This window comes from Nostoc sp. JL34, from assembly GCF_017114945.1.
In the GTDB taxonomy this organism is placed as follows: Bacteria; Cyanobacteriota; Cyanobacteriia; order Cyanobacteriales; family Nostocaceae; genus Nostoc.
In genome coordinates, this window is record NZ_JABXKQ010000150.1 from 1 (window position 1) to 23,745 (window position 23,745).

The following is a 23,745-nucleotide window of genomic DNA, read 5'->3' on the forward strand; positions in this document are numbered from 1 at the left end:
ATGGTTCGATAGCTTTCTTGTCGATTCCCTCAACGAAAAATTGTCCGGAGTATTGTGACATCTACTTTTGATAATGTAAGGGCGGAAGTTGCTACAGCCTGCGCGAAACACTCAAACGTGAAGGCAGAAATTGCTACAGACTGCGCAAAACACCCAAACGTGAAGGCGGAAGTTACTACAGTTCAGGCGGAAGTTGCTACAGCGTGCGCGAAACACTCAAACGTGAAAACGGAAGTTGCTACAGCCAAAGCAGATTGGAAATGGCTGGCTACGATGTTAGTCAAGCTGAAGACGGCATCAAAGGGCTGTAGCAGACTGACTAATTTCAGTTGGCGGCCGTTTAATTTCTCCCTCGCAGTAACCCAGGTCGTACATACTAGCAGCTTGAGAATCTTCTTCTGGTGCCAATTTAGCTTTTCCAGCCCAAGCATCAGATTTTCCTAAGTTAAACCAATCTTCATTAGTCATCCCTGAACCAAATGTGTTCTCCGTTGTTTTTGTCATTTTAAGTACCTCTACTGTACTGTTAAGTGACTGGTTCTGATATACCTTTACGATACCTATAATTGGGCGTGCCAATCTTGAGCTTGTTGGCGGATAGACTGTAATTCTTCAGGAGACATTTTATCCAAATTATTTAAAATAAAACTCATCCTTCCTTGAGACTTTAGTTGTTGGCGGTGTCGGTTAAGAAAATCCCAATAGAAGAAGTTGAACGGACAAGCATTTTTACCCACACGTTCCTTATGGTTATAAACACAACTTTTGCAATAGTCACTCATTTTATTTATATAGTTAGCAGAAGCAGCATAGGGTTTAGATGCCAACACACCTCCATCAGCAAATAAACCCATACCAATGACATTTGTCTGCATAACCCAGTCATAAGCATCAATAAACACCGCATGGAACCAGTTTTCTACAGATTGTGGTGAAAGTCCGGCAATTAAAGCAAAATTACTCAACACCATTAGCCGTTGAATATGATGAGCGTAGCCAGTGCGTTCCACTTGCGTGAGAATCTGGTGTAGACAATTCATTTCGGTTCTACTTGTCCAGAAAAAATCCGGGAGCGGTTGTGTGTGGTTAAACCAATTTTTGTCTGAGTAATCTGCATCTACATAGTGATAGATGCCGTGCATATATTCTCGCCAACCCAACATCTGCCGAATGAAACCTTCTACACTATTTAAAGGCAATTGCTGTTGGAAGTATGCTTGTTGTACGGCTTGAATTACCTCCATTGGTTGGAGTAACCCAATATTCAAATAAGGAGAAAGTAGCGCGTGCCACATTGTTTCTTCTCCCGTTACCATTGCATCTTGGTAAGGGCCAAAATGTGGTAGACGATTTTGAATAAACCAGTCTAATACTAGAAGTGCCTGTTGGCGATTTACTCCCCAGCGAAAAGGTTTTATTTCCCCATAAGTTGGGCAAGCAAGAGAATTAACTTGAGCAATGACATCGAGAGTAATTTCGTCTGGTTCAAACCATTGTGCAGGTGGTGTATTTAATTTATCTTTGGGTGGTTGACGATTTTCTTTATCTAAATTCCACTGTCCGCCGACTGGTTTATCTTTCTCCATTAAAATTTGGAAACGTCGCCTTCCTTCCCGATAAAAGTCTTCCATTAACAGGCGCTTACGACCTGATGCCCAATTATTGAATTCTTCTGTACTCCACAAAAAATGATTGTTAGGAATCAAAGTAATTGGGCAAAAAAGTTCTAAATTTTGAATCATTTGGGTGAACGGTAGATCGTTCGGTGTCATCACCCGCAACTGAGTAATTTTATTTTCTTTAATCCATTCTTGGAGTGGTGTTGCAAAATCTTCAGCTATTTTGTAGGTTACTGAATATTTTAGTTGTTGCAATTCTTGGGCAAAATGCCTCATTGCCGACCAAAGTAAGACTAACTTTTGCCGATGGTAAGGTCTTACTTGAACATGATGCAGTGACTCGATCAAAATTACTGGCACGTTTTCCTGATGAAAACAACTTTCTAAAGCTGCTTGTTTTACCCAAAGTTGGTCGCCTAATATCCAAATACCAATTGTCATTGTTAGTACCACGAATATCTATAACTACATAAACATAGATTAGTCTTTATCTCTAGGGCGTGGGGGAGTTGCGACGAAGTAATGTAAGAGCGATCGCATCAGTGTTGGCTATAAGATTTTCTATTTTCATACCTTTTAGTATAAAAATCACTTGACAACATGAGTTAAAAGGTGATGTCACTTTCATACCGATTGGTAAATAAATTACTCGCCGCCAGCCCTGCCGCTTTCTACGTCACCGAAAGGATGCTTGATATCGAAGGCGGCTACAGCGCTTAAGTATAGGTACTATCAAAACTCATACTCAACTCATTCAAGGGAGTCATTACCATGTCACAGAAACTCACAGGAAAAATTGCACTTGTTACTGGCGGCAACAGTGGCATTGGACTCGCCACAGCAAAGCGGTTCGTAGGAGAGGGGGCGTATGTCTTTATTACAGGTCGTCGTCAAGACGGACTTGATGCTGCGGTCAAGGAGATCGGTGAAAATGTTACTGCTGTTCAGGGTGACGTGTCGAATCTCGCCGATCTCGATCGCCTTTACGCCACGATTAAAGAGCAGAAAGGACGCCTTGATATCCTCTTTGCTAACGCAGGTGGCGGCGAGTTTGTGCCGCTCGAACAAATCACCGAGGCGCACTTCGACAAGTATTTTGGCATCAACGTCAAAGGTACGCTTTTCACCGTCCAGAAGGCACTGCCGCTGATGCCTGCTGGTGGATCGATCGTCATCAACGGGTCGATGGTATCAATCAAGGGCATACCAGCTTTCAGCGTTTATGCTGCTACCAAAGCAGCCCTGCGATCGTTCGCACGCACTTGGTCAGTCGATCTCAAAGGCCGCCAAATCCGAGTCAATGTTGTCAGTCCTGGGACGGTGATCACACCTGGCTACAAAACCGAACTCGGTATGAGCGACGAGCAAATTGAGCAAATGAAGGCGGACACCGCTACCACCACGCCTTTGGGTCGCCCAGGCACACCCGACGAAATCGCCAAGGCAGTCTCTTTTCTTGCCTCCGATGAGAGCAGCTACATCACTGGCATCGAATTGTTTGTCGATGGTGGCACAGCGCAAATCTAATTGCTTTTGGTTAGGGTAACTCGATAAAGCCAACTACCAAATTTCAGGCAATTTGAGTTACTTGCTGATTCACACGAGGACGGCCAAAGCGTTCCCAAGCACTCCCTCCTCGCAAAAATAGCTCTAAAAAGCGCAATGGTTCTCCTGAATCGCCTCTTGACCAACCGGAACTACCAGGAGCAAAAGCTAAGGTTCCTTCAGACACTTTGAAACTGCCATCAGAATACACTGCATCGCTGACCACATCTCCAATTCGGATCACGATCTTGCTTTGAGGCTCCAAGTTAACTGTATGGGCCCCAATAGTTGTTTTGATATTGCCGTAGCCATCAATCCAGGCAATGCGATCTGGTGGAATATCTGGGATTTGCTCACTCTTCAAGCTATCTCCCAGAATACTAAAATCTTCATTCATAATGGCAGCCGCAGCCGGAGGAAACACATCTCGTGAGCGAAACTGCGATCCACCACGAGAAACGTTGACGACTCGCAACTCCTTTGTATAGTCTTTGATAAAGGAGAGAGTGTAGCCTGCATTCACACCTACTACTTTTACACCATTGGATAAAAGGGCATAAGTTAGTCCTTCACCTTCATTATCTCGACGGGCTTCAGGATCATCTTGACGAGGCGCACAGTTGTGATAAATTAGGCGATCGCTAGGGCCTGGGTTAAGTCCTAGTTGGGCAATCCAGAATCCCGTTGCTAAGGTACTGAATGCTGGAACCGAAAGCAAATGAATTTGGGCATGGGGAAAAGTCATCAGCAGACGTTGTGTGACTTCAGTAAATGCCGGATCTCCTGTACCGTAGTCTGCAATGACGCAGATAAACATTCTGCTCCTCCTTTTGATGGGTAGTAATTTGCAATCAACCTAATTCATAATGAGAAATTATGAATTATTCGGTCATTATGTGATTACTGGGTGAAATGAAAAAACGATTGTTCATTTCACTCCTAATTAATAACGTTAAAGTCTTAGTCAATGCAATGAAAACAATCACTTCACTTTTTAGCGAAGAACGCAACCAACTCCAGATAGATATTGATAACACAATTGGCATTGAGCAAATAGTTAAACTGGTTCAAAACCGACTCGATAATCTCGAAAGAATTTACATTGAAAAGCTTAATTTGGCTCAAGTTCGTCTGGCTTCTTTTTTCCTGGATACGCTGCGGCAGTCTATCGCCACTCTGGCTGCGGCTAACTATCTTCAAGTTGCTCCAACCGAACAAAGGCAAATTACTAATACAGGCACAAAGTTGTTTAGCAGCAGATTAATCTTGAAACTACTACAAGGACTAGTTTATATAGGCATCTTAGGTTCGTTGTTTTCTTTAACTAAAACTACCCCAGGTGCGTGGATGGCTATCTTATTAACTTCTCTACTTATAGGACTAGAAATTGTACTTCAACTCGAATTAAAGAATCAGCAAAATAATTCTATATCTGAAGGACTATTGGAATTACCTCAACCGATTCTTAGGGTTGATAGCAAAGTATTTCTAGATTGCCTTGGCGATGCTCTCAACACTATCGACCTAGCAGTGGCTAGAGTAGAAGAATCAAATAAACATGAAGGCGATCTAGCAATAGAAGAACTGCCAGAGTTATTGAATTTTCTGCAAAGACTAATGGGCGCATCCAAACTTGATAAACCCCAAATGGCTCATGAACTGGCGAAACTTCTGCCACAGATTTTAATGTCTCAGGGAATTAACGCTCAAATTTACCGATCGAATAGCGATCGCGAGTATTTTGACTTTGAGCCAAGTATCGACCCCGATACCAAAGAACACGTGACTCTAACGCCGGCTTTGTTAAAAGGCGATCGCTTGATTAGACGCGGTAGGGTAATTGAGCCAGCATATTCCTCTGCTAGAGAATAATAGACAATAAGGATATGGAAATTTTAGAAACAATCGGTTTTGATTTGGGACACGGTGAAACGGCTATAGCTAAAGCGATCGTGGAAAGCATCGAACCTCCCCAGATGCTAGAGATTAATAACAAGAAGAACCAAATTACAGCTCTTGGTTGGCATCCCAAACTCGGTTATCTTGTCGGCGAACAAGCATTAATTCAAGCTGGTGTTACCCAACTGACAATCTCTTTCAAGCAAAAACCCAACAACGATCCTAAATATCGGGAAACAATTAGCACGTTTGTGGCAACCTACTACCGCCTTTTGAAAGAAAGTAACCAACTCGTAGGTGGAGAAGGGAGCTATTTTTACATTGGTTGCCCTTCAGGGTGGACAGTTAGTGATCGCACCGAATACCAAAAGCTACTTCAAGAAGCTGGCATTCCCCAACTCAATGTTGTACCCGAATCGCGGGCTGCTTTCATGCAAGCCAAGGAAGCCGGGAAGTTGGAGTATGACAAACTTCTGGCATCGGTGCTAATTGTCGATATTGGTTCTTCAACCACAGATTTTACTTTGGTTAAAAGTTTAGAAGAAATCCCGATAGATTTCGGGAGTAATACTTTAGGTGCATCCCTAATAGACAAAGCTATTTTTGCTCGGACTCTTGCCAACCACGAACAAAAAGCATTACTGGAAAAAGTATTTAAAGAATATCCGCATCACCAAGCTCGTTGTGAACTTGCTTGCCGCAAAGCTAAAGAAGATTACTTTTCTAATGAACAGTTATACAGCGATCCTGAATCCTTTGCGCGTGGCTTCGAGTCGATCAACGAACAGATTTATTTTATTCCCCAAGTGAATAAATTGCTGATGGAGGAAATTTTAAATCAACCCTTACCTGAACTGGAAAATCATAGTTGGATTAAATCATTTCGCAACTCTTTAAAGGAGGCAAAAGAAAAACTGGAAAAACTTGGAATCGTGCCGCAACTTGTGCTGATGACTGGCGGTGCATCTCGCATGAAGTTCACGCACGTTCTTTGTCAGGAAATGTTTCCCGAACCAGAAACCCTGCTTCGCCCCGATCCAGAACCGGAACGGTGTATTGCAATGGGTTTAGCACGAGTAGGACGATGGGATCTGCGTGCTGCTGCTTTTAAGCAAGAAGTCAACAAACTATTTACCTCAAACAAGCTTAAAGGTTTGATTGAAAAGCATATCCCGGAGTTAATCGAATCATTAACTAAGCCTTTGACAGATGGCTTGATTGTCAACGCAGTTAAACCAGCTTTAAAAGATTGGCAAAAAAACAAAATACGGACTTTAGCCGATTTGGAAATAGCTTTGATCGGTCGGGCAGAACAGTGGCTCAAAAGCGAACGCGCTGTGCAGATAATTAATTATCAATGCGCTTATTGGTTTAGCAATAAAATCCAACCCGATTTAGCCGCACAAACCGATCCAATCTGTCGAAAGTTTCAGATACCTAGAAGCAGCTTAAGGTTCGAGGATAGTATTGACCCAAATTTTGTTAACCCAGAGTTACAAATTGGAGATGCTATTCTGGCTGATACAGTAGCGTTTATCGTCAATGTCGTAATTGGTGGAGGCGCTGTGGCTAGCATCATCACTCTCATCCTAACTGGACATTTAACCTGGCCGATTGCACTAGTATATGGGGCTTCGGTGATGGCGGCAGGAATGGAACTAAATCGTAAGACTGTTCAAGAAGTAATTAAAACAAAAGTGGATGTACCTAGTTGGATTCGTTCTAATTTTTTGAGCGACAAAAAAATTGAAGATATGTGCGAGCAAATAAAGCCTGAGTTAGAGAAAGTTCTTCAAGAACAACTGACAGCAAATCAAGAGGCTTTTGACAAACTGATTGTCAAAGTTGAGCAAGGACTTCAAAAAAGCCTTTCCACCAAGGTTCAATCTTGCATAATTCTGATTCAATAGCGGTAGTTAGTGAGGCACAACAACAATTATTCTAAATTTTCTGCTTCTGAGTGAATTAAATATGTAAAATGCTCAAAAGTCAATGATTAAAACAATAATTTTCTTTCTGATCATTGGGCTAATTCTCGCTGGGATTTTACTCAATCCGATTCTGGTAAAAAGGCGAAGAAATCGGTTAAAATCTCGTCCTTTCCCCCCACTTTGGAATGCCATTGTTGAGAATAATCTTCCCATTTATCTCTGTCTTTCCCCAGATGAAATCAGACGACTTCAGGGACATATTCAAGTATTCTTAGCAGAAAAGCAATTTATTGGCTGTAGAGGATTACAGGTGACAGAGGAAATGAAACTTACCCTTGCATCTGTCGCCTGTTTACTCCTACTAAATGAACGTGGGCAGTACTTCCCCAGACTTCGTTCAATTCTGGTGTATCCTAACGCTTATTTTGTTCAGGAAACAAATTCCGTTGGAAAATATGTTGTTGAAGAAAGGCGTGTAGCAAGATTGGGTGAATCGTGGACAAATGACCAAGTAGTGGTGTCTTGGGAACAGGTGAAACAAGACATTAATAACTGGAGAGATGGACGTAACGTTGTGCTTCATGAATTTGCCCATCAATTGGATCAAGAGGATGGTAAAGCTGAAGGAGTTCCGATACTGCAACATAACTCTGACTATGCTATTTGGGCGAAGGTGATGACAGAGACATATCAGCAACTTTGTAATGATGTTCTACAAGGTGCAAAGACAGTAATGGATAGCTATGGCGCAACGAATCCCGCAGAATTTTTCGCCGTAGCAACTGAAACATTCTTTGAGAAACCGCACCAATTGCTGTCCAAGCATCCGTCACTTTATGAGCAACTGCAACGTTACTATCAATTAGATCCTGTGCAATGGATTTAAATTACAGTGGATTACAAGTTATATGAAGTCCGGTTAATTACTTATGATTACCGCATCCGTGCAAAAGTCAGGAAAACCTCTTTCTCCCTGCTCCCTGCCCCCTGCACCCCTGCGGTCTAAATGATAAGTACTTTACCCGAACATGATATTAGTGCTGCTTGAACACTCATATAGCTGCATTTTGTCGATCAGTCCTATTTCACCGCTCGATCGCAGAGTGCGATCGTGAACACTGCTGCTGCCGCCAGTGCTGATATTGTGCGAACATGGTTCCAGATTGTCCAGTTGGTTAGGTATCTAGCCCATAGGTTTGCGCCTTCAGTGCTGTCCGGTTTAGCGATCGCCAGCGCATCATTCAGTGGTACATTAAACGCGATCGTCACTAGAACGGTGCCAATGAGATAAAGCAGGCTGCCGACAAGTAAGTAGGCAGCACCATGTTGATGCCACCTTAACACCGAGGAAACCGCTAGAAACATGCAAGCCGCAGCCGTTCCAAAGAGTGCCACCATAAACAACGGATTGATCGCCGTGATATTAATAGATTGCATGGCGGTAATACCCTCCTTCGGTTGGAGTCGGGTAAGGGCATTCATCACAAAAGTCGAAAAGGCAAAGAAGACACCAGCCACCAGCCCGCAGCCTAGTGCCGAGAACAGCTTCAATGCGAAAAGCAAGTTATTAGTGGTTGTCATAAAGTCTCCTGTGACTATTTGCCTTAATTGCGGTAAGCAATAACGGCATAAAATGGATCTCCTCCAGCTGCACCCAACCACTGGAAGAAATTCGGTAATGTTGATTTAGAAGCTATAACTTCTGCGGTTGTAAATCCTGGAACTGAGGCAAAGTACTCTTTGACTAATTCCACTCGAGCTGCTTCTGAAACCTCCCGCCAAGCTTGAATCGCCTTTTCAAAAAACATGCGGTTAGAAAAGCTGATAATTGCAACACCACCGGGTTTCAGGATGCGGTAAATTTCGGAAAATACTGCTTCTGGATATTGCACATATTGCACAGATACGCAATTGAGAACAGCATCAAAATCTTCATCTGGTAAAGGTAATTGGGGATTTTCGTTAAGATTTTGCACAAAGTAATGATTTAAGCAGGGATTACGTGCTAATTCCTCAGCGTTGAGTCCGTGTCCTTCCACATGGTCAAACTGCATCTCTTCTGGCAGATGAGACACCCAACTGCTCATCATATCAAAAATGCGAGTGTTGGGTTTCAGGCGATCGCGATATAAATCCGTTAGCTGTTGAATAAATCCTTCATCGACATGGGTGACGAAGCGGGGATAGGCATAGAACAGCTTATCGTCTGTGTCGTCTAATTTCAGGCGTTGATTCGGTCTTAACTGCATAAATCTCTGTTTTGGAGAACCTTTTCCGAAAATTGCGACAATTTCAGGTATTTTTTAACAATCACTATGTAAGATATTTTAATAACAGCAGCACACAAAAAAATTCCAAATTCAAAATTGTTCGCACAGCGTCACGTTGGCGCAGGCTTTCGTAGAGAAGTTGTGGCGCAGGCTCTTGTTGAGAAGACTATTAGAGATGGAGATTTTGACCCAGACTGAAACAAAAACTATGTGTAGACGTAGCGTTCTGCATCCACAGTCAAAGGGTATTTAACCCTTTACTTTCAGATAAAGAGTCTAAATCGCAGCATTCAACTTGATCAATTCAATGTTCTATAAATTACACTTCTTGCAGCATATTTGGCGACAAATCCACCGAGTCGGAGCGTTACCCTATTTTAGTTTGTTACTTTGGATACTGCCCTTATTATTATTTACTTCTGGGCACAATAGTCTGATTGCACATGATGAAGGACTTTACGCATCGCGTGCACGTCTGATGTTTGATTCTGGTAACTGGATATCTCCTTGGGAAAAAGCACATCATAAAACCCCTGGCCCTTATTGGTTAATTGCCAGTTTTTACAAGCTGTTTGGTGTGAGTGATACGAGTGCGCGTATTCCTAGTATGATTGCTGGCATTTTTAGCTTATGGCTTGTGTATGAAATCGGCAAAATTATGCTAGGCAAAAAAATAGCTTGGCTAGCTGCTGCAATTCTAAGTGTGCAATTTATCTGGCTGCAATACTGCCGCTTAAGCACACCTGATGTGCCGATGATTCTCTTGGTACTTTTAGCTATCTGGTCTTTAATAAAAACGGAATTACATCCTAAATATCGCTATTTTTGGAGTTTTATAGCTGGTTTAAGTTTAGGTTTAGGCTTCTTGGTCAGAAGCTTTATGATTTTTTTGCCTATTGTAGCTTTATTGCCTTATTTAATTTGGGAACATCGCCGTCATCGTCATCTTACTAACCCAATTTTATATTTAGGTTTTTTTGTAGGTTTAATACCGACCTGTATTTGGCTGTGGTTAAGTTGGCTACATTACGGAAATCAGAGTTTTGAGGAGTTATTCAAGTTCGTTGTGCAGTTAGGTTCTGATGACAATTCTAATAATGGCCCGCTGTTTTTTGTCTGGAATATCCCTTTAAAAGGATTTCCTTGGGCTTTTTTCGGACTTTTAGGTTTGTTTTTGACTCTCCGTCGTCCGATTTCTCGTTATCATTTGATATTAGTTGGCTTTCCACTTGTCCTATTTGTAGAAATTAGTCTTTTTCGGACTCGTTTACCTCACTATGCTCTTTGCCTTTATCCGTTCATAGCTTTTTTTGCATCTGTGGGGTTGAACTGGTTAGGCAATATTTACCAAATAGAAATTCCCCCACAATTACCTCTTCAAAAGGGTAAAAACAATATATTAAACCTTTTTGCAATCAAAAATCTTCCTCGAAATCTTAGTTATGGCTTTGGTGGGTTAGGTGTTTTACTTGTTATCGCGGGTATTGTCGTTATTAGTTGGGGTGCTTCTGACATCCGCAAGTATGCAACTATTAGCTTGGTTCTAGGATTGGGTTGGTTAATTTTACCTGTGGTCTGGATTAGTCGTTACCACTTTGGCCAAAAGTTTCTTACAGCCCGTTATTGGATTGCAGGATGGTTAATTCCCTGTTGGCTGGCTTTGGCGACGATGGGTAACATTGGGATGTTAAGTGACTATAACCCTACTTTGAGAACTTTCTTACAACAACCTGCGATCGCATCAATTCTCAAAACTAATCCTATCTACATTGTGCAAATAGATGCTAAAACCAAAGTACTGCTTAATTTCTATCTTTCTAGTCGTCCCCAACAGGTAGTCTCTATTTCCCAAGTACCAGCTTTGAGTTATGCTTTGATCTATGCTGACCAGTCCCCCAAATTATCTACGCCTCACCGCATTGTCGGTACAGTCAAAGAGTACCAGTTAATTCAAGTTCTTCCCTAAGATAGATGCAAAGCAACTGTTGCTAAAAAAATTAATCTAGTTAGTGTTCAATTCTTCGTTACGACTTTGATACATTCTGTTTTGAGAAGGACTAAATTATCAGTCTCAAAAACTGCACAAGAGTTAATTAATGTAGCTAAGACAGGTAGAGATTTCTCTAACTTTACCTTCGCTTGTTGTGCCTCTGGCTGATATTGTTGTAGCCAAGTGTTTTTAGTTATATATTCTGGAGTGAATGCAGAACGTTCTAATAGCCAAAAAGTTACGTGGTATTTTTGGATAAAGTCTTTAATCTGGTTAATATCTTCAGTATATTGGGCATTAATCAGATCAAGCATCCGTTTGCGAAATTGAGCGTAATATTTTGTATGGATCGGTAAACCATATTCTTTACCCACCAAAATTGTTCTTTGAGCAAAGATGGGTATGTTATCTGCTTCTTGGGAAGTAGAGGCTATGACAATATTTTGCGGTTGCTTTTGCAAAAAATCATATAATGTTGGGGCTTGACCTGCTAAATAAGGGGTTTTGGGAAAAACTTTTAAGCTACTAGGGTACAAAACGAGTCCTGCACCAAGGATCATAATAGTCCCCAAGATTAAAATTTGTCTGCCATTTTGTCTCGACCATCGAAATGTAGCATCTAAAATCAAGGTAATAGAAATTGCTGCTGCGAGAGCAAGTACTATCTTAAAAGTATGATGGGTGTAGCGGCTAGGCCAGTGCAGTTTAAAAGCTAAGGCATGAGCAGTAAAAAACATGATTAAACTAGCTATCACTACCTGTAGTAATAGTTTTGCTTCATCCTTTACTTGCTTGCTGAGGATAAAGTGAGACTGGAATTTCAGGAGAATTGGTAATAATAAACCAAATAATAGTTGAGGAGGTGCAATTAAAGCAAAAAAACCGCTATCTCTACCATCAAACCAATAACTAATAACATTATGACTAAAATAGCTGACTCTTCCTCCACGCCAGTACTCCAGCATAGTTCTTGCAACAGCAGCAGTAATTGTCGGCCCAAATTGTGATGATTGAATGGCATAAGGTAGAATTAGAATACCAGCAATCATAATGGCTGCTACAAATAAAATAAAATCTTTTCGGTTCTGAGAAATAGTTATCTGACCATTTTGCCAGCGAAATAATCTCAGAAATAAAATTAATAAATCGACAAAACCTATTAAAGGATATATTAAACATTGGAGTGCAAGTACAATTAATATACCAAACAGAGAAAACCGTATTGAATAATATAGAAAAGCTAAAAAGAGGGGATAAATAAAATCTCTAGGAGTCCCAGAAAATAGGTCATCATGTAAGCAAAGACTTTGATTTAAAAGTAAAGATGCGATAAACCCCGCCATTGGCACTGGTAATATCTGCATACAAGCTACAAAGCAATAGCTAGTTGTAATGATTCCCAGTCCTATTGGAAAAATTTTACTAAAGAAAATTGGGTCGATATTTAAAACCGCAATTATTTTATAAAGAATACCATATCCAATTGGTGTAACCGACTGAAAATAATCAGCGATTAAATCCCCAGGAAATAAATCTGGGTTAAAGTAACGATACATCCAAGAAATATATTCCCGTGCATCATCGCTAACTATATATTTACTACTGAAAGCTTGTCGCAGCCCCATAATAATATAACCAACAGCAAAAGTTAGACTTAGACTGTACCAAAAGATGACAGTCAATCTAGATTGATTTTGTCTGCTTTTTTGAGTAATCGGTGTTGTTAAAACTTTTTGTAATTGTGGAATTAGCATTGTGCGCCTTTATGTCTGAATAAATCAGGAGTAGGGAGTAAGAAATCAGCCTTTTTTAGTTGTACGGAGTTTTTTCAAAAATATAATAGGAGTCCAATGTATGCTTGGATTTATGCTGACCATTACCCGAAATTATCTACGTTTCACCGCATTGTCGGTATAGTCAAAGAGTACCAGTTGATTCAAGTTCTTCCCTAAGAGAGTTACAAAGCAACTGTTGCTAAAAAAGATTAATCTTGCTAGGATAATACTACGCATACTAAGTATTTTTCAAATGGTTTCTACATCTAATCACTCCCCAACTTTAGAGTCGTGGCAGCAAAATCTTGCACCATACAATTTGGGCTACAGAATCAAATTAGTCTCACAACTGCTCAGTCGCAAGTTTACTGAGAAGCTAGAACCCTTTGGATTGACACCATTTCACTGGTTGGTGTTGTGCTGTCTTTGGCAAGAAGATGGTTTACCTACTTCTAGTATTGGGGACAAACTCAAACAAGTAGGAGGGACTTTAACAGGCGTACTAGATCGGATGGAAGAACGCAGCTTGGTGCGTCGAGAACGCGACACTCACGATCGCCGCATCTGGCGAATCTGGCTCACGGATGCAGGTAAGGAACTAGAAGCTGTTTTACCACCAATCGCCGCCGCCGTGCGTGATGAAGCAATGGATGGTATTTCCTTTGCCGATCGAGAACTGTTTTCCCAAATCTTGAATCGGGCGATCGCTAACCTCTCCTAAAGATGATCTCACAATCACCCGACCGGGGGAGGTCGTGTAAAGATATGTTTTGAGATAATATTACGCATACTAAGGAAATAAGGATTTTTTTCAGGGAATATTACGCATTCTAAATAAACGACTATCAATCAAGTTATTGGACGAACAAGGGAGTTAACAATCATGGGTGCTAATACTTTTAACGGACGCAACGGACACAAGACCCCAATTTTAGAAAAAGAAGTGATTCCTGATTTAGAGACTTTAGAAGTTGTTACCACAGAAACATCCGCAACAGCAGAAGCACCTGTTGTAACTCCTGAGATCGAGAAAGAAGTTCCACCGAAACGCAAAAGACCAACTGGTTTAATTTTGGCAGGATTAGGCGTGGGTGCGATCGCCGCAGGTACTTTTGGTTTTCACTACTGGCAATATGCCTCCACCCACCAAGAAACAGACAACGCCACCGTTGCGGGAAATATTCACCAAGTTAGTAGCCGCATTCCCGGAACTATAAGTGAAGTGCTGGTGAATGACAATCAACTGGTACAACCAGGACAATTGTTAGTGAAATTAGATCCACGAGACTATCAAAGTAAGGTACAACAGGCACAAGCCGCCCTCGAAAATGCTCGTGGTCAAGCGCAAGCTGCTCAAGCCAATATTGCTTTAACTTCACAAACCACTACTGGTAAGACAACTCAAGCACAAGGAGATGTCAGTGGTGCAGTAGCAGCAATTTCTACAGCCCAAGCAGCAGTACAAGAAGCTCAAGCTGGGATTCCCGCAGCCCAAGCAGCAGTCCAAGAAGCTCAAGCTGGGATTCCCGCAGCCCAAGCGCAGGTAGCGCAAACTAACGCAAATTTGTCAAAAGCTCAAGCAGATTACAATCGTTACAACGAATTGTATAAAACAGGTGCGATTCCTCGCCAGCAACTAGACACAGCCAAGGCTGCTTATGATGTGGCGACGGCACAGAAAAACGCTGCGATTCAGGGAGTAGAACAAGCTAAAGCCAAGTTAGCCTCAGCCAAAGTTGGTGTAGCCCAAGCCCAGTCTCAATTGGCACAGGCGCAAGAAAATGTCACCAACGCCCAAGCTAAATTAGCAGCATCTAAGGGAGGATTGCAACAAGCTACCGCAGGCGGACAAGATACCACAGTTAAGCGTAGTCAATACGAAGCGGCAAAAGCGGCGATCGCGCAATCAGAAGCATCGCTGAAAGACGCACAATTGCAACTATCTTATGCCAATGTTACCGCCCCCAGTGCCGGACGGGTAGGTAGGAAAAACGTGGAAGTTGGCAACCGCGTCGCAGCAGGAACACCATTAATGGCGATCGTGGATAACAACTATTGGGTAGTTGCGAACTTCAAAGAAACTCAATTAGAAAAGATGCGGCCAGGAGAGCCAGTAGAAATCAAGCTGGATAGTTTCCCTCATCACACCTTTATCGGTCGTGTTGACAGTATTTCGCCAGCTTCCGGCGCTCAGTTTGCCTTATTGCCACCGGATAATGCTACAGGTAACTTTACTAAAGTTGTCCAACGCATTCCAGTAAAAGTAGTTTTCGATCAAAAGAGCATTCAAGGATACGAATCGCGGATTACTCCTGGGATGTCTGCGGAAGTTGCGGTGGAAGTCAAGTAATATCATGTCCGCCAAATTACCCATAATAAAAGAACGCCACCCCCAACTCCTCCCCGCAGGCGGGGCTACGGTGTACAGACATCTTTGTATAAAACCAAAATCGTTGAAGATCCCCCTAAATCCCCCGATAAATTGGGGGACTTTGACTCTGGTTCCCCTCTTTTTTAAGGGGGGTTAAGGGGGATCTAAACGCTGTGAGGCAACTCTCAAAGACTTGTGTGTACACCGTAGGCAGGCGGGGTGGGGTTCTTGGGGTTTAGTAAGTAATCAACCGGACATGATTAAATACGAAATTGCCTGTAAACAAGATGAAAAACCTCTTTCTGTCCATGACATTCTCCTACATCTATAGAGAGGCGTGTAGAGATGAGGTGAGATGATATCTATGAAAGCAGATTTGGTATAAAACAAGCCTGAGATGAAAAAATCGCTACTACCTGCATTAAGGTCAAGAAACTACCAGCTGTTTTTTGCTGGGCAAGGTATTTCCCTAATTGGGACGTGGATGACGCAACTTGCCACGATTTGGCTAGTTTATGACTTGACAAAATCCCCATTAATGCTAGGAGTTGTGGGATTTTCTAGTCAAATTCCTAACTTTTTTTTAGCTCCCTTTGGGGGAGTATTTGTAGATCGCTTTTCTCGGTATCGTACTTTAATTGGTACGCAAATCTTGGCGATGATTCAATCGTTAACATTAGCAGCGCTGGCGCTAACTGGAGTGATTGAGGTATGGCACATCATCGCCTTGAGTTTGTTGCAAGGATTTATTAATGCCTTAGATGCGCCAGCCCGCCAAGCTTTTGTGCCAGAATTAGTTGAACGCAGAGAAGATTTAGCCAATGCGATCGCTATTAATTCCACGATGGTTAACGGTGCTAGATTAATTGGCCCTGCGATCGGCGGTTTATTAATTGCTGGCGTTGGAACTGGCTATTGTTTTTTAATTGATGGTTTAAGCTACGTTGCTGTAATCGCCGCTTTATTGGCAATGAAAGTTAAACCTTGGAAAAATTCGGTAACTGAAGGTAATCCCTTACAAAAAGTCAAAGAGGGATTTGTATATGCCTTTAGTTTCTCACCGATTCGATCTGTCTTATTGCTATCAGCTTTAGTCAGCCTGATGGGATTGCAAAATACTATTCTCGTCCCCGTTATTGCTGAAGAAGTTCTCAAAGGTGGTGCAGAAAGTTTGGGTTTTTTGATGGCGGCATCTGGAGTTGGAGCCTTAACTGGTGGTATTTATCTAGCTACCCGCCAAACAATCTTAGGAATTGGGAAATTGATTGCCTTAGCTCCAGCAATTTTAGGAACTGGTTTAATTGCCTTTTCTTTATCTAGATTTTTACCACTCTCTTTATTTACAATGTTATTCGTTGGCTTAGGAACAATTCTCCAGATTGCGGCTAGCAACACATTTTTACAAACCATTGTTGAAGACGATAAACGCGGACGATTGATGAGCTTATACACAATGTCATTTTTGGGAATGATTCCTGTGGGTAATTTATTAGGAGGTTTATTAGCAAGTCATATTGGCGCTCCCAACACTTTAATTATTGATGGAATAGCTTGTATTTTAGGGTCAATTATTTTTAGCAGACAGTTACCTGCTTTAAGGAAAATAATGCGTCCAATTTATGAGCAAAAGGGGATTATTACGACTCAAGAAGTTTAAGACAAATAACCGCAGTTAAATTTATATTTATGTTAAAGGGGCTTTCTATAGCAATTATTTTTTAATTTTTAGAGTTGCTGATGCAAGCTCACGCAGAGGCAGAGAACATATTGGTATAAGATTTAATAATCAAGTTTTTTGCTACTTAACCTTGAAACTGGAACAAAGTTATGGCTAATACAGGTGTAATTCGTCAGCAAGGGCAAAATCCTGCTTTACCACCAGAGCGTGTACCGCTAAGAACCTGGATTGGTGTATTAGCCAGTATGCTTGGTGCATTTATGGCGGTATTAGATATTCAAATCACTAATGCTTCGCTGCAAGATATTCAAGCAAGTTTAGGAGCAACTCTCGAAGAAGGTTCTTGGATTTCTACGGCGTATCTAGTAGCAGAAATCGTGGTAATTCCTCTAACAGGATGGTTATCACGAGTATTTTCTTTGCAGCGTTATTTATTAGTCAATACTGCACTCTTTATTTTCTTTTCTATTTGCTGTGGTTGGGCATGGGATCTTAATTCCATGATTTTCTTTCGCGCCTTGCAAGGTTTTAGCGGAGGAGTTTTAATTCCCACTGCTATGACAGTTGTCTTAACAACTTTACCCCAATCAAAACAATCAGTTGGGTTAGCGGCATTTGGGTTTAGTGCAGTTTTTGCACCTTCAATTGGGCCAACATTAGGAGGTTGGTTAACCGAAAATTTTGGTTGGGAATACAACTTTTATATAAATGTAATTCCAGGGGCATTAATGCTGGCTGGTGTTTGGTACGGAATTAAGCAAGAAAAACCCCAAATTAATTTACTCAAACAAGGTGACTGGTGGGGAATTATTGCAATGGCTATTGGCTTAGGTTCCCTGCAAGTTGTTTTAGAAGAAGGTAGCCGCAAAGATTGGTTTGGTTCAGCTTTGATTGTGCGTTTAAGTGCGATCGCAGTAATTTTTTTGGCGATATTTTTCTTTATAGAATTAACTCGGAAGCAACCATTTATTAATTTACGGCTTTTGTCTAGGCGAAACTTTGGTTTAGCCAGTATTGTCAATGTGTCGTTGGGAGTAGGATTGTATGGTTCAATTTATATTTTACCGTTGTATCTCGCTCAAATTCAACAATACAATGCTCTGCAAATTGGTGAAGTATTAATTTGGGCTGGTATTCCCCAACTGTTTATTATTCCCCTCATACCAAAATTAATGCAACGCATTGATGTGCGTTTCATGGTAGCTTTTGGTGTGACTTTGTTTTCCATCAGCGCATTTATGAATTCTGGAATGACTAATGAAACAGGGTTAGATCAATTACGCTGGTCGCAATTTGTGCGCGCAATGGGACAACCCCTAATTATGGTGCCGCTTAGTTCTATTGCTACTGCTGGTTTGAGTCCGAAAGAAGCAGGTTCGGCAAGTGGTTTATTTAATATGATGCGGAATCTGGGCGGTTCTATCGGAATTGCTTCTTTAGCGACTTTATTAGCAAATAGAGAGCAATTTCACTCGAATAGATTGGGTGATGGAGTATCTTTATATAACCCAGAAACTCAACAGCGAATTGACCAGATGACACAGTATTTTGTCAGTAAAGGAGCAGATTTAAGTACAGCCCAAAATCAGGCGATCGCATCTATATCCAATATAGTCCGCAGAGAAGCATTTGTAATGGCTTTTAACGATTGTTTCTACTTTATTGGTATCGCCTTATTACTCAGTGGAATTGCTATTTTATTCCTCAAAAAGGTGAAGCCAACTGGTGGGGCTGTTGCTCATTAGATTTGTTGTATGAGTTAAAATGTTTGATAAAACTACTAAGGTACTAAAATGGTCATTAGCCAAAGTGAGTACTATATCTCCCCAGAAGAGTATTTAGAAGGCGAGAAAGTAAGTGAAATTAAACACGAGTATATTGATGGGCAAGTCTATGCAATGGCAGGGGCGAGTGATGCTCATGTCACAGTTAGCATGAATGTATTTATGCTGCTGCGAAACCATCTCCGGGGTGGTGGGTGCCGTGTTTATATGTTAGATATGAAAGCACAAATCGAGGCTATAAATCGCTATTTTTATCCCGATGTAATGGTTACTTGTGATACACGAGATAAAGAATTTGAATATTTTAAGTGCTATCCTTCCTTAATTGTCGAAGTGCTTTCTGAGTCAACCGAAGGCTATGACAGAGGCAAGAAATTTGCCAGCTACCGACACTTAGAATCACTACAAGAATATGTGCTAATTTCACCAGATAGAATGAGTGTAGAATGCTTCCGCCGCAATGCAGATGGACAATGGGTACTTTACCCTTATGAAAAAGGAGAAGAAGTGCATTTAGCTAGCGTTGATTTTCGTTGTGCGATGCCTACGGCGGGCTACGCCTACGCAGAAATATATGAAGATGTATTATTGGTAGATGAGAATATTTCCTAATCCAACATTTCTGGGTCAATTCCTAAAGCATTGAGTTGTTCAGCAGAGAGCGATCGCAATTTCTCTACAATTGTCTCTCGTTTTTGTCGCTCAACTTCCGCCCTTTGTCGCTCATTCACAGCACGTTCCTCACCCGTTAGCAGTAAATTTCCTTGTGCATCCCACCAGCGCAACCAAGGTAACTCTGCATTCAGATAAAATCCCTGCCAGATTCCTAACTCTACACCCATAGGAGCAATTGGGTAATGTCCCCGTTCATTGGGTTGCATCAGTTGATAAGTATTATCGACTAGGTGATACACTTCAACCTGTGCTTTTGCTACTTCATAAATCCCATAATAAGGCACTCGAATTGCCTGCTCATAAACCCAAAACTTACCAACATTTCCACCTTCCCCTTGAGATAGCGGTGTGTTATTTCGTTCTTCTGAACCATCTCCAGAGACAAATTCAATCACAATTAGGGGTGCAACATACTCCTTCCACAGCACATAAGAACGGCGCATTTTACCGTTAAGTGTCGGTGGTACATTGGGTACATAAAACCAGTCTGGTGCTTCCGCCCCTTTTTCAGGAGGATCTGTCAATCGCCAGTAGATACCAGAATCTTGTCCAATACAATATTGACCATCAGGATAAAGTTCGTCTAAAACAAGTTTAATTGAATCTGTGATTAAAATGCTTTGCGGATGCTCCTGAAGATTTTTCACAAATGTACCATCTGAGTCTGGTAACTGGGTGTGATCGGGTAAAGTTAATGCCGATAAGGAAGTCATAGTGATAGCCAAGATGTATCTAAATTTTATTGTAGATAGGCAACTTAACTGTTTGGGATGATTGCATCAGTTACAATGATGAGTTTTTTTAGGAATGCGATCAAAATAACTGGGTATTAACAGTTTACAAAATATTTAATGTGCTATATTATACAATATCTCTTGAAATTAAGAATAAGCGATGAAATATAGCGCTTCTCGTTTGTATGCAATACACTTTGACTTCTCTTTTAAAACGAGAGAGGCTTTGAATCTTACCCCCCAACGCTACAAGGGTTGGGGCTGTTCTTGTTAAATCTGTATTGGACTCAATCGAGAAACGTTATAGCTATCGACTCTGTTTGAATTACGGTCAAAAATTTTTATTCTAAATCAAAGTAGAAAAGATATTATGAGCATTACTCCAAAAGGTACAAGTGTACTAGAGTTATACCGTCTTTATAGAACAGAAAAGTTAATTGTCAATCGTAGATATCAACGTAAGCTTGTTTGGACAAAAAGTGAAAAAACTCGTCTTATTGAAAGCTTATTACTTAATTATCCTATTCCATTAATATTACTGGGAGTGTTTAATGATAGTGATGGAGAAGAGGTATATGAAATAATTGATGGTATGCAAAGACTTAATGCAATATTTAGTTTCATAGAAAATGAGTTTTCTGTCCAAGATAAATATTTTGATGTTACCAAACATCCCTTTGCATACGAGTTGAGTCAAGCAAAAGTATTTAAGTCGGTAGATGCTAATAAATACGCTTCCTGGGATTCTGATATTTGTGCAAAATTCTTAGAGTATTCCGTTGCAGTAACAATATACAGAGCCAATTTAATTGATGAAATTGAGGATATTTTCAATCGAATTAATTCAAATGGTAAACATTTATCACCTCAAGAAGTAAGACAAGCTGGAGTCACAACAAAGTTTTCAACTTTGGTTAGGTTTCTTGCCGCTGAAATTCGTGGGGATGTCTCACGAGAAGAACTTCCTCTCACTGAAATGCCTGAAATTAGTATTGATGCCAAATCTATTGCTCTTGGATATGGAGTTTATGCAGAAGATACATTTTGGTGCAATCAAGGAATACTACGTATTTCTGGTCTTCGAGATAGTGAGGATGAACAGTTACTAGCAGATATAATACTTTCTATAGCATTAGGAGAACCTTTTGCAGCTAGCAAAGAAAACTTTGATGCTTACTATGGAAAAGGCGATAATAATAAATTAGACAAAATAGAATTGGCTATTGCTAAATATGGAGAAGATAATCTTCAACAAGATATAAAAACAGTTTTATCTCATATAATCAATGCTATTAGTGCTGTTAATCTATCAAAACAAAATAACTTCTTAAGAAATATTTTAAGTCGTAAATCTGGAGGAAGTAATCCAGTAAAAGAGCCTTTCTATACATTATTTATGTCTTTTTATGAACTTATTATCAAAGAATCTAAGGAGCCTTTTGAGTACGAAAAAATTTTTGCTGCTGTTCAAAATTTAATAACAAAAATTAAAATGAGTCCTACTGTTAAAACGGAAAATAGAATCGACAATATTAATCTTACTAAAGGATTAATTCAAAATTATTTTAAGCATTCTAATAGTCCAACTCGCAGCAGTGGATCATATGCTATTGATTTTGAAAATTACTTGAGACGCTCAAAAACAGAAGCACCTAATTATGATTTTAAACAGGGACTGTATACTTTAGAAGATAAAAACAGAAGATTTGATGAGCAAAACTTAGAAAAAATTATACAAAATATTGCTGCAATAGCAAATTTAGGAAAAGGAAAAAAGGGATATATATTTATTGGTGTTACTGATAAAGAACAAGATACTCAACGCATTGAAAAGTTGGACAATATTACTGCTCCTCGTTTTTTTACATTTGGTATTGTAGGTTTAGAGCGAGAGGCACGTTTAAAAGATATTAGCCTTGATGATTACATTCTTTCTATCAGCAGAAAAATTCGCGATTCAAAATTACCAGAATGGTTAAAAACAGCAGTTAATACAAGTTTAACTCCGCTTACATATATGGAACATACAGTATTAATGATTGAGATTAAAGCTGGTAATGAGCCTGTATGGTATGGAGACAAGCTTTATATTCGTGATGGACATGAGAAAAAACCACAAGAAGTATCTGGTGGGCAAACTGCTGCGGTTTACAATCTCTTCAGATGAAAGCTTCAAACATAAGTGCAATCACACATCATTACTTATCTATTTTCATAATCCATTTTTGGATTTTCATTGCAGGACGCAAAGTTTCTTAGAAACGTTTGCGCCTTTGCATGAAATTATTCTTATCCTCCTTCCCACAACTTATCCCAGACAAACCTATCCTTTAATATTGAGTATCGTCACGTGTTTCTTACTGCACGATCAAATTCCGCAGTAATAGACGCATAATACCCGATCGCACTCCTGGCAAAGCATTTTTAAAGTCGATCGCAGCAACTCTTTTTAACTTTTATCCAGTGAATAATATGACTTTCAGGAAACACCAGGCTCATCAGCAGTTTTGATCTCTTTTAAAATTCGTTCTACTTGGTTAACTTTTTCACCTCTATTTTGTGTTTTGAAAATATTTAAAGCTTTTTCTAAAGAAGATAGCGCCTCATCTTTTTTATTTGTTTGCCACATTGCTAGTGCAAAATTAGTCAGTGCCTCGCCATAATTCGGATTAATTTCCAGAGCTTTTTTATATTCAGTAATGGCTTCTTCCCAGCGATTTTGACTTGCATAAACCATACCGCTCGCATTGTAGGCTAAAGCATATTTTGGCTGGAGGCGAATGGCTTCTCGATAGGCGCTAATTGCTTCTTCTGATTTTTTTTGCTGAAAAAGTACGTTTCCTAATTGAAAGTGCCCAAAAGCATCTTCTGGGAATTTTTTAATAAATTGGCGTAAATTTTCTTCTGCACCTTTAAAGTCTCCTTGACTATACAGAGTATTAGCTTGTTGGATTAGTTGCGATCGCTCTGGTGTCCCTGTACCTGAAGCTTGTGCTATTTTTTGTGGTTGTCTCTGTGCAGACTGTTCTGGCGAATGTAAAGAAACTTGTCCAGGAACCGCTAACACTAATGGTGATATTCCCATTCCACTGATAATACTCAGCATCATGCAGCCAATAGGTTGAACAAATGCTGATTTGGATTTGCACTTCACCTTCATCGCCCTGAATACCTCAATAATGTTCTAATCTTTATGATAAATTGGCCTGCGTTAGCGCGTAATGCATCACAAGACAGACGGTAAGTGCAGCATATATGTCATTGGTGTCAATTTTACGTGAAACCCGCTTGGTGACAACGTTTTACCCTCACCCCCAGCCCCTCTCCCATCCGTGAGAGGGGAGCTAGAGATTCAATTCCCCTTCTCCCTTGGGAGAAGGGGTTAGGGGATAAGGGCGTGATGTGTAAAACACCTACCCAATATAGTTTTCGGCTTAAGTTGACACCAATGCATATATGTGCGTCCCTACTAAG

19 protein-coding genes are annotated in these 23,745 nt (G+C 40.5%); 11 read left to right on the forward strand and 8 right to left on the reverse strand.

Annotated elements, in window-relative coordinates; genetic code table 11:
- Positions 1–297: 297 nt before the first annotated feature.
- A complete protein-coding gene (locus HWQ44_RS27395; protein ID WP_292725136.1) occupies positions 298–504 on the reverse strand; it encodes a hypothetical protein in 207 nt (68 codons plus the stop codon).
- A 56-nt stretch (positions 505–560) separates the two neighbouring features.
- Positions 561–2,060, reverse strand: a complete 1,500-nt coding sequence (locus tag HWQ44_RS27400; protein ID WP_292725137.1) for a cryptochrome/photolyase family protein — start codon at positions 2,058–2,060, stop codon at positions 561–563.
- Between the two features lie 330 nt (positions 2,061–2,390).
- On the opposite strand from HWQ44_RS27400, the gene HWQ44_RS27405 reads away from it, so the two are divergent.
- The gene (locus tag HWQ44_RS27405; protein ID WP_292725138.1) at positions 2,391–3,146 is read left to right on the forward strand and encodes a glucose 1-dehydrogenase; all 756 of its coding nucleotides are present in this window, start codon (positions 2,391–2,393) and stop codon (positions 3,144–3,146) included.
- A gap of 43 nt (positions 3,147–3,189) precedes the next feature.
- On the opposite strand, the gene HWQ44_RS27410 is transcribed toward HWQ44_RS27405, so the two are convergent.
- Positions 3,190–3,981, reverse strand: coding sequence for an S-adenosyl-l-methionine hydroxide adenosyltransferase family protein (locus tag HWQ44_RS27410; RefSeq protein ID WP_292725139.1), 792 nt, complete (start codon positions 3,979–3,981; stop codon positions 3,190–3,192).
- Positions 3,982–4,136: 155 nt separating this feature from the next.
- Here HWQ44_RS27410 and HWQ44_RS27415 point away from each other — a divergent pair, with 155 nt between their 5' ends.
- From HWQ44_RS27415 to HWQ44_RS27425, 3 genes are all read left to right on the forward strand, one after another.
- Positions 4,137–5,036 (forward strand): hypothetical protein, encoded by a 900-nt coding sequence (locus HWQ44_RS27415; RefSeq protein ID WP_292725140.1) that lies wholly within the window; start codon positions 4,137–4,139, stop codon positions 5,034–5,036.
- A gap of 14 nt (positions 5,037–5,050) precedes the next feature.
- Positions 5,051–6,973, forward strand: coding sequence for an Hsp70 family protein (locus tag HWQ44_RS27420; protein WP_292725141.1), 1,923 nt, complete (start codon positions 5,051–5,053; stop codon positions 6,971–6,973).
- A gap of 82 nt (positions 6,974–7,055) precedes the next feature.
- Entirely contained in the window at positions 7,056–7,880 is an 825-nt protein-coding gene (locus tag HWQ44_RS27425; protein WP_292725142.1) for a M90 family metallopeptidase, read from the forward strand.
- A gap of 194 nt (positions 7,881–8,074) precedes the next feature.
- Here the strand turns inward: HWQ44_RS27425 and HWQ44_RS27430 are convergent, their stop codons facing one another.
- Both HWQ44_RS27430 and HWQ44_RS27435 read right to left on the reverse strand, forming a co-directional pair.
- On the reverse strand, positions 8,075–8,476 hold the full coding sequence (locus HWQ44_RS27430; protein ID WP_366931405.1) for an anthrone oxygenase family protein: 402 nt from the start codon (positions 8,474–8,476) through the stop codon (positions 8,075–8,077).
- A gap of 122 nt (positions 8,477–8,598) precedes the next feature.
- On the reverse strand, positions 8,599–9,243 hold the full coding sequence (locus HWQ44_RS27435) for a class I SAM-dependent methyltransferase (protein WP_292725143.1): 645 nt from the start codon (positions 9,241–9,243) through the stop codon (positions 8,599–8,601).
- Between the two features lie 328 nt (positions 9,244–9,571).
- Between HWQ44_RS27435 and HWQ44_RS27440 the strand changes: the two genes are divergently transcribed.
- Positions 9,572–11,230 carry a glycosyltransferase family 39 protein gene (locus HWQ44_RS27440; protein ID WP_292725144.1) on the forward strand — a complete coding sequence of 553 codons (1,659 nt, stop codon included), beginning with the start codon at positions 9,572–9,574 and terminating at the stop codon, positions 11,228–11,230.
- A gap of 47 nt (positions 11,231–11,277) precedes the next feature.
- Here HWQ44_RS27440 and HWQ44_RS27445 read toward each other — a convergent pair whose 3' ends face one another.
- Positions 11,278–13,008, reverse strand: a complete 1,731-nt coding sequence (locus HWQ44_RS27445; RefSeq protein ID WP_292725145.1) for a hypothetical protein — start codon at positions 13,006–13,008, stop codon at positions 11,278–11,280.
- A gap of 274 nt (positions 13,009–13,282) precedes the next feature.
- Here HWQ44_RS27445 and HWQ44_RS27450 point away from each other — a divergent pair, with 274 nt between their 5' ends.
- The 5 genes from HWQ44_RS27450 to HWQ44_RS27470 all read left to right on the forward strand — a co-directional run bounded on the left by HWQ44_RS27450 (position 13,283) and on the right by HWQ44_RS27470 (position 19,474).
- Positions 13,283–13,750: a MarR family transcriptional regulator gene (locus tag HWQ44_RS27450; protein ID WP_292725146.1), complete on the forward strand. Its 468-nt coding sequence runs from the start codon at positions 13,283–13,285 to the stop codon at positions 13,748–13,750.
- Between the two features lie 162 nt (positions 13,751–13,912).
- Positions 13,913–15,379, forward strand: coding sequence for an HlyD family secretion protein (locus HWQ44_RS27455; protein WP_292725147.1), 1,467 nt, complete (start codon positions 13,913–13,915; stop codon positions 15,377–15,379).
- Between the two features lie 418 nt (positions 15,380–15,797).
- Positions 15,798–17,057 (forward strand): MFS transporter, encoded by a 1,260-nt coding sequence (locus HWQ44_RS27460; RefSeq protein ID WP_292725148.1) that lies wholly within the window; start codon positions 15,798–15,800, stop codon positions 17,055–17,057.
- 170 nt (positions 17,058–17,227) lie between these two features.
- Positions 17,228–18,823 carry a DHA2 family efflux MFS transporter permease subunit gene (locus HWQ44_RS27465; protein WP_292725149.1) on the forward strand — a complete coding sequence of 532 codons (1,596 nt, stop codon included), beginning with the start codon at positions 17,228–17,230 and terminating at the stop codon, positions 18,821–18,823.
- A 48-nt stretch (positions 18,824–18,871) separates the two neighbouring features.
- The gene (locus HWQ44_RS27470; RefSeq protein WP_292725150.1) at positions 18,872–19,474 is read left to right on the forward strand and encodes a Uma2 family endonuclease; all 603 of its coding nucleotides are present in this window, start codon (positions 18,872–18,874) and stop codon (positions 19,472–19,474) included.
- Here HWQ44_RS27470 and HWQ44_RS27475 read toward each other — a convergent pair.
- Positions 19,471–20,250 (reverse strand): Uma2 family endonuclease, encoded by a 780-nt coding sequence (locus tag HWQ44_RS27475; protein WP_292725151.1) that lies wholly within the window; start codon positions 20,248–20,250, stop codon positions 19,471–19,473. The genes HWQ44_RS27470 and HWQ44_RS27475 overlap by 4 nt on opposite strands.
- A gap of 391 nt (positions 20,251–20,641) precedes the next feature.
- On the opposite strand from HWQ44_RS27475, the gene HWQ44_RS27480 reads away from it, so the two are divergent.
- Positions 20,642–22,438 carry a DUF262 domain-containing protein gene (locus HWQ44_RS27480; RefSeq protein ID WP_292725152.1) on the forward strand — a complete coding sequence of 599 codons (1,797 nt, stop codon included), beginning with the start codon at positions 20,642–20,644 and terminating at the stop codon, positions 22,436–22,438.
- A gap of 312 nt (positions 22,439–22,750) precedes the next feature.
- Here the strand turns inward: HWQ44_RS27480 and HWQ44_RS27485 are convergent, their stop codons facing one another.
- Positions 22,751–23,431, reverse strand: coding sequence for a tetratricopeptide repeat protein (locus HWQ44_RS27485; RefSeq protein WP_292725153.1), 681 nt, complete (start codon positions 23,429–23,431; stop codon positions 22,751–22,753).
- Between the last annotated feature and the right edge of the window lie 314 nt (positions 23,432–23,745).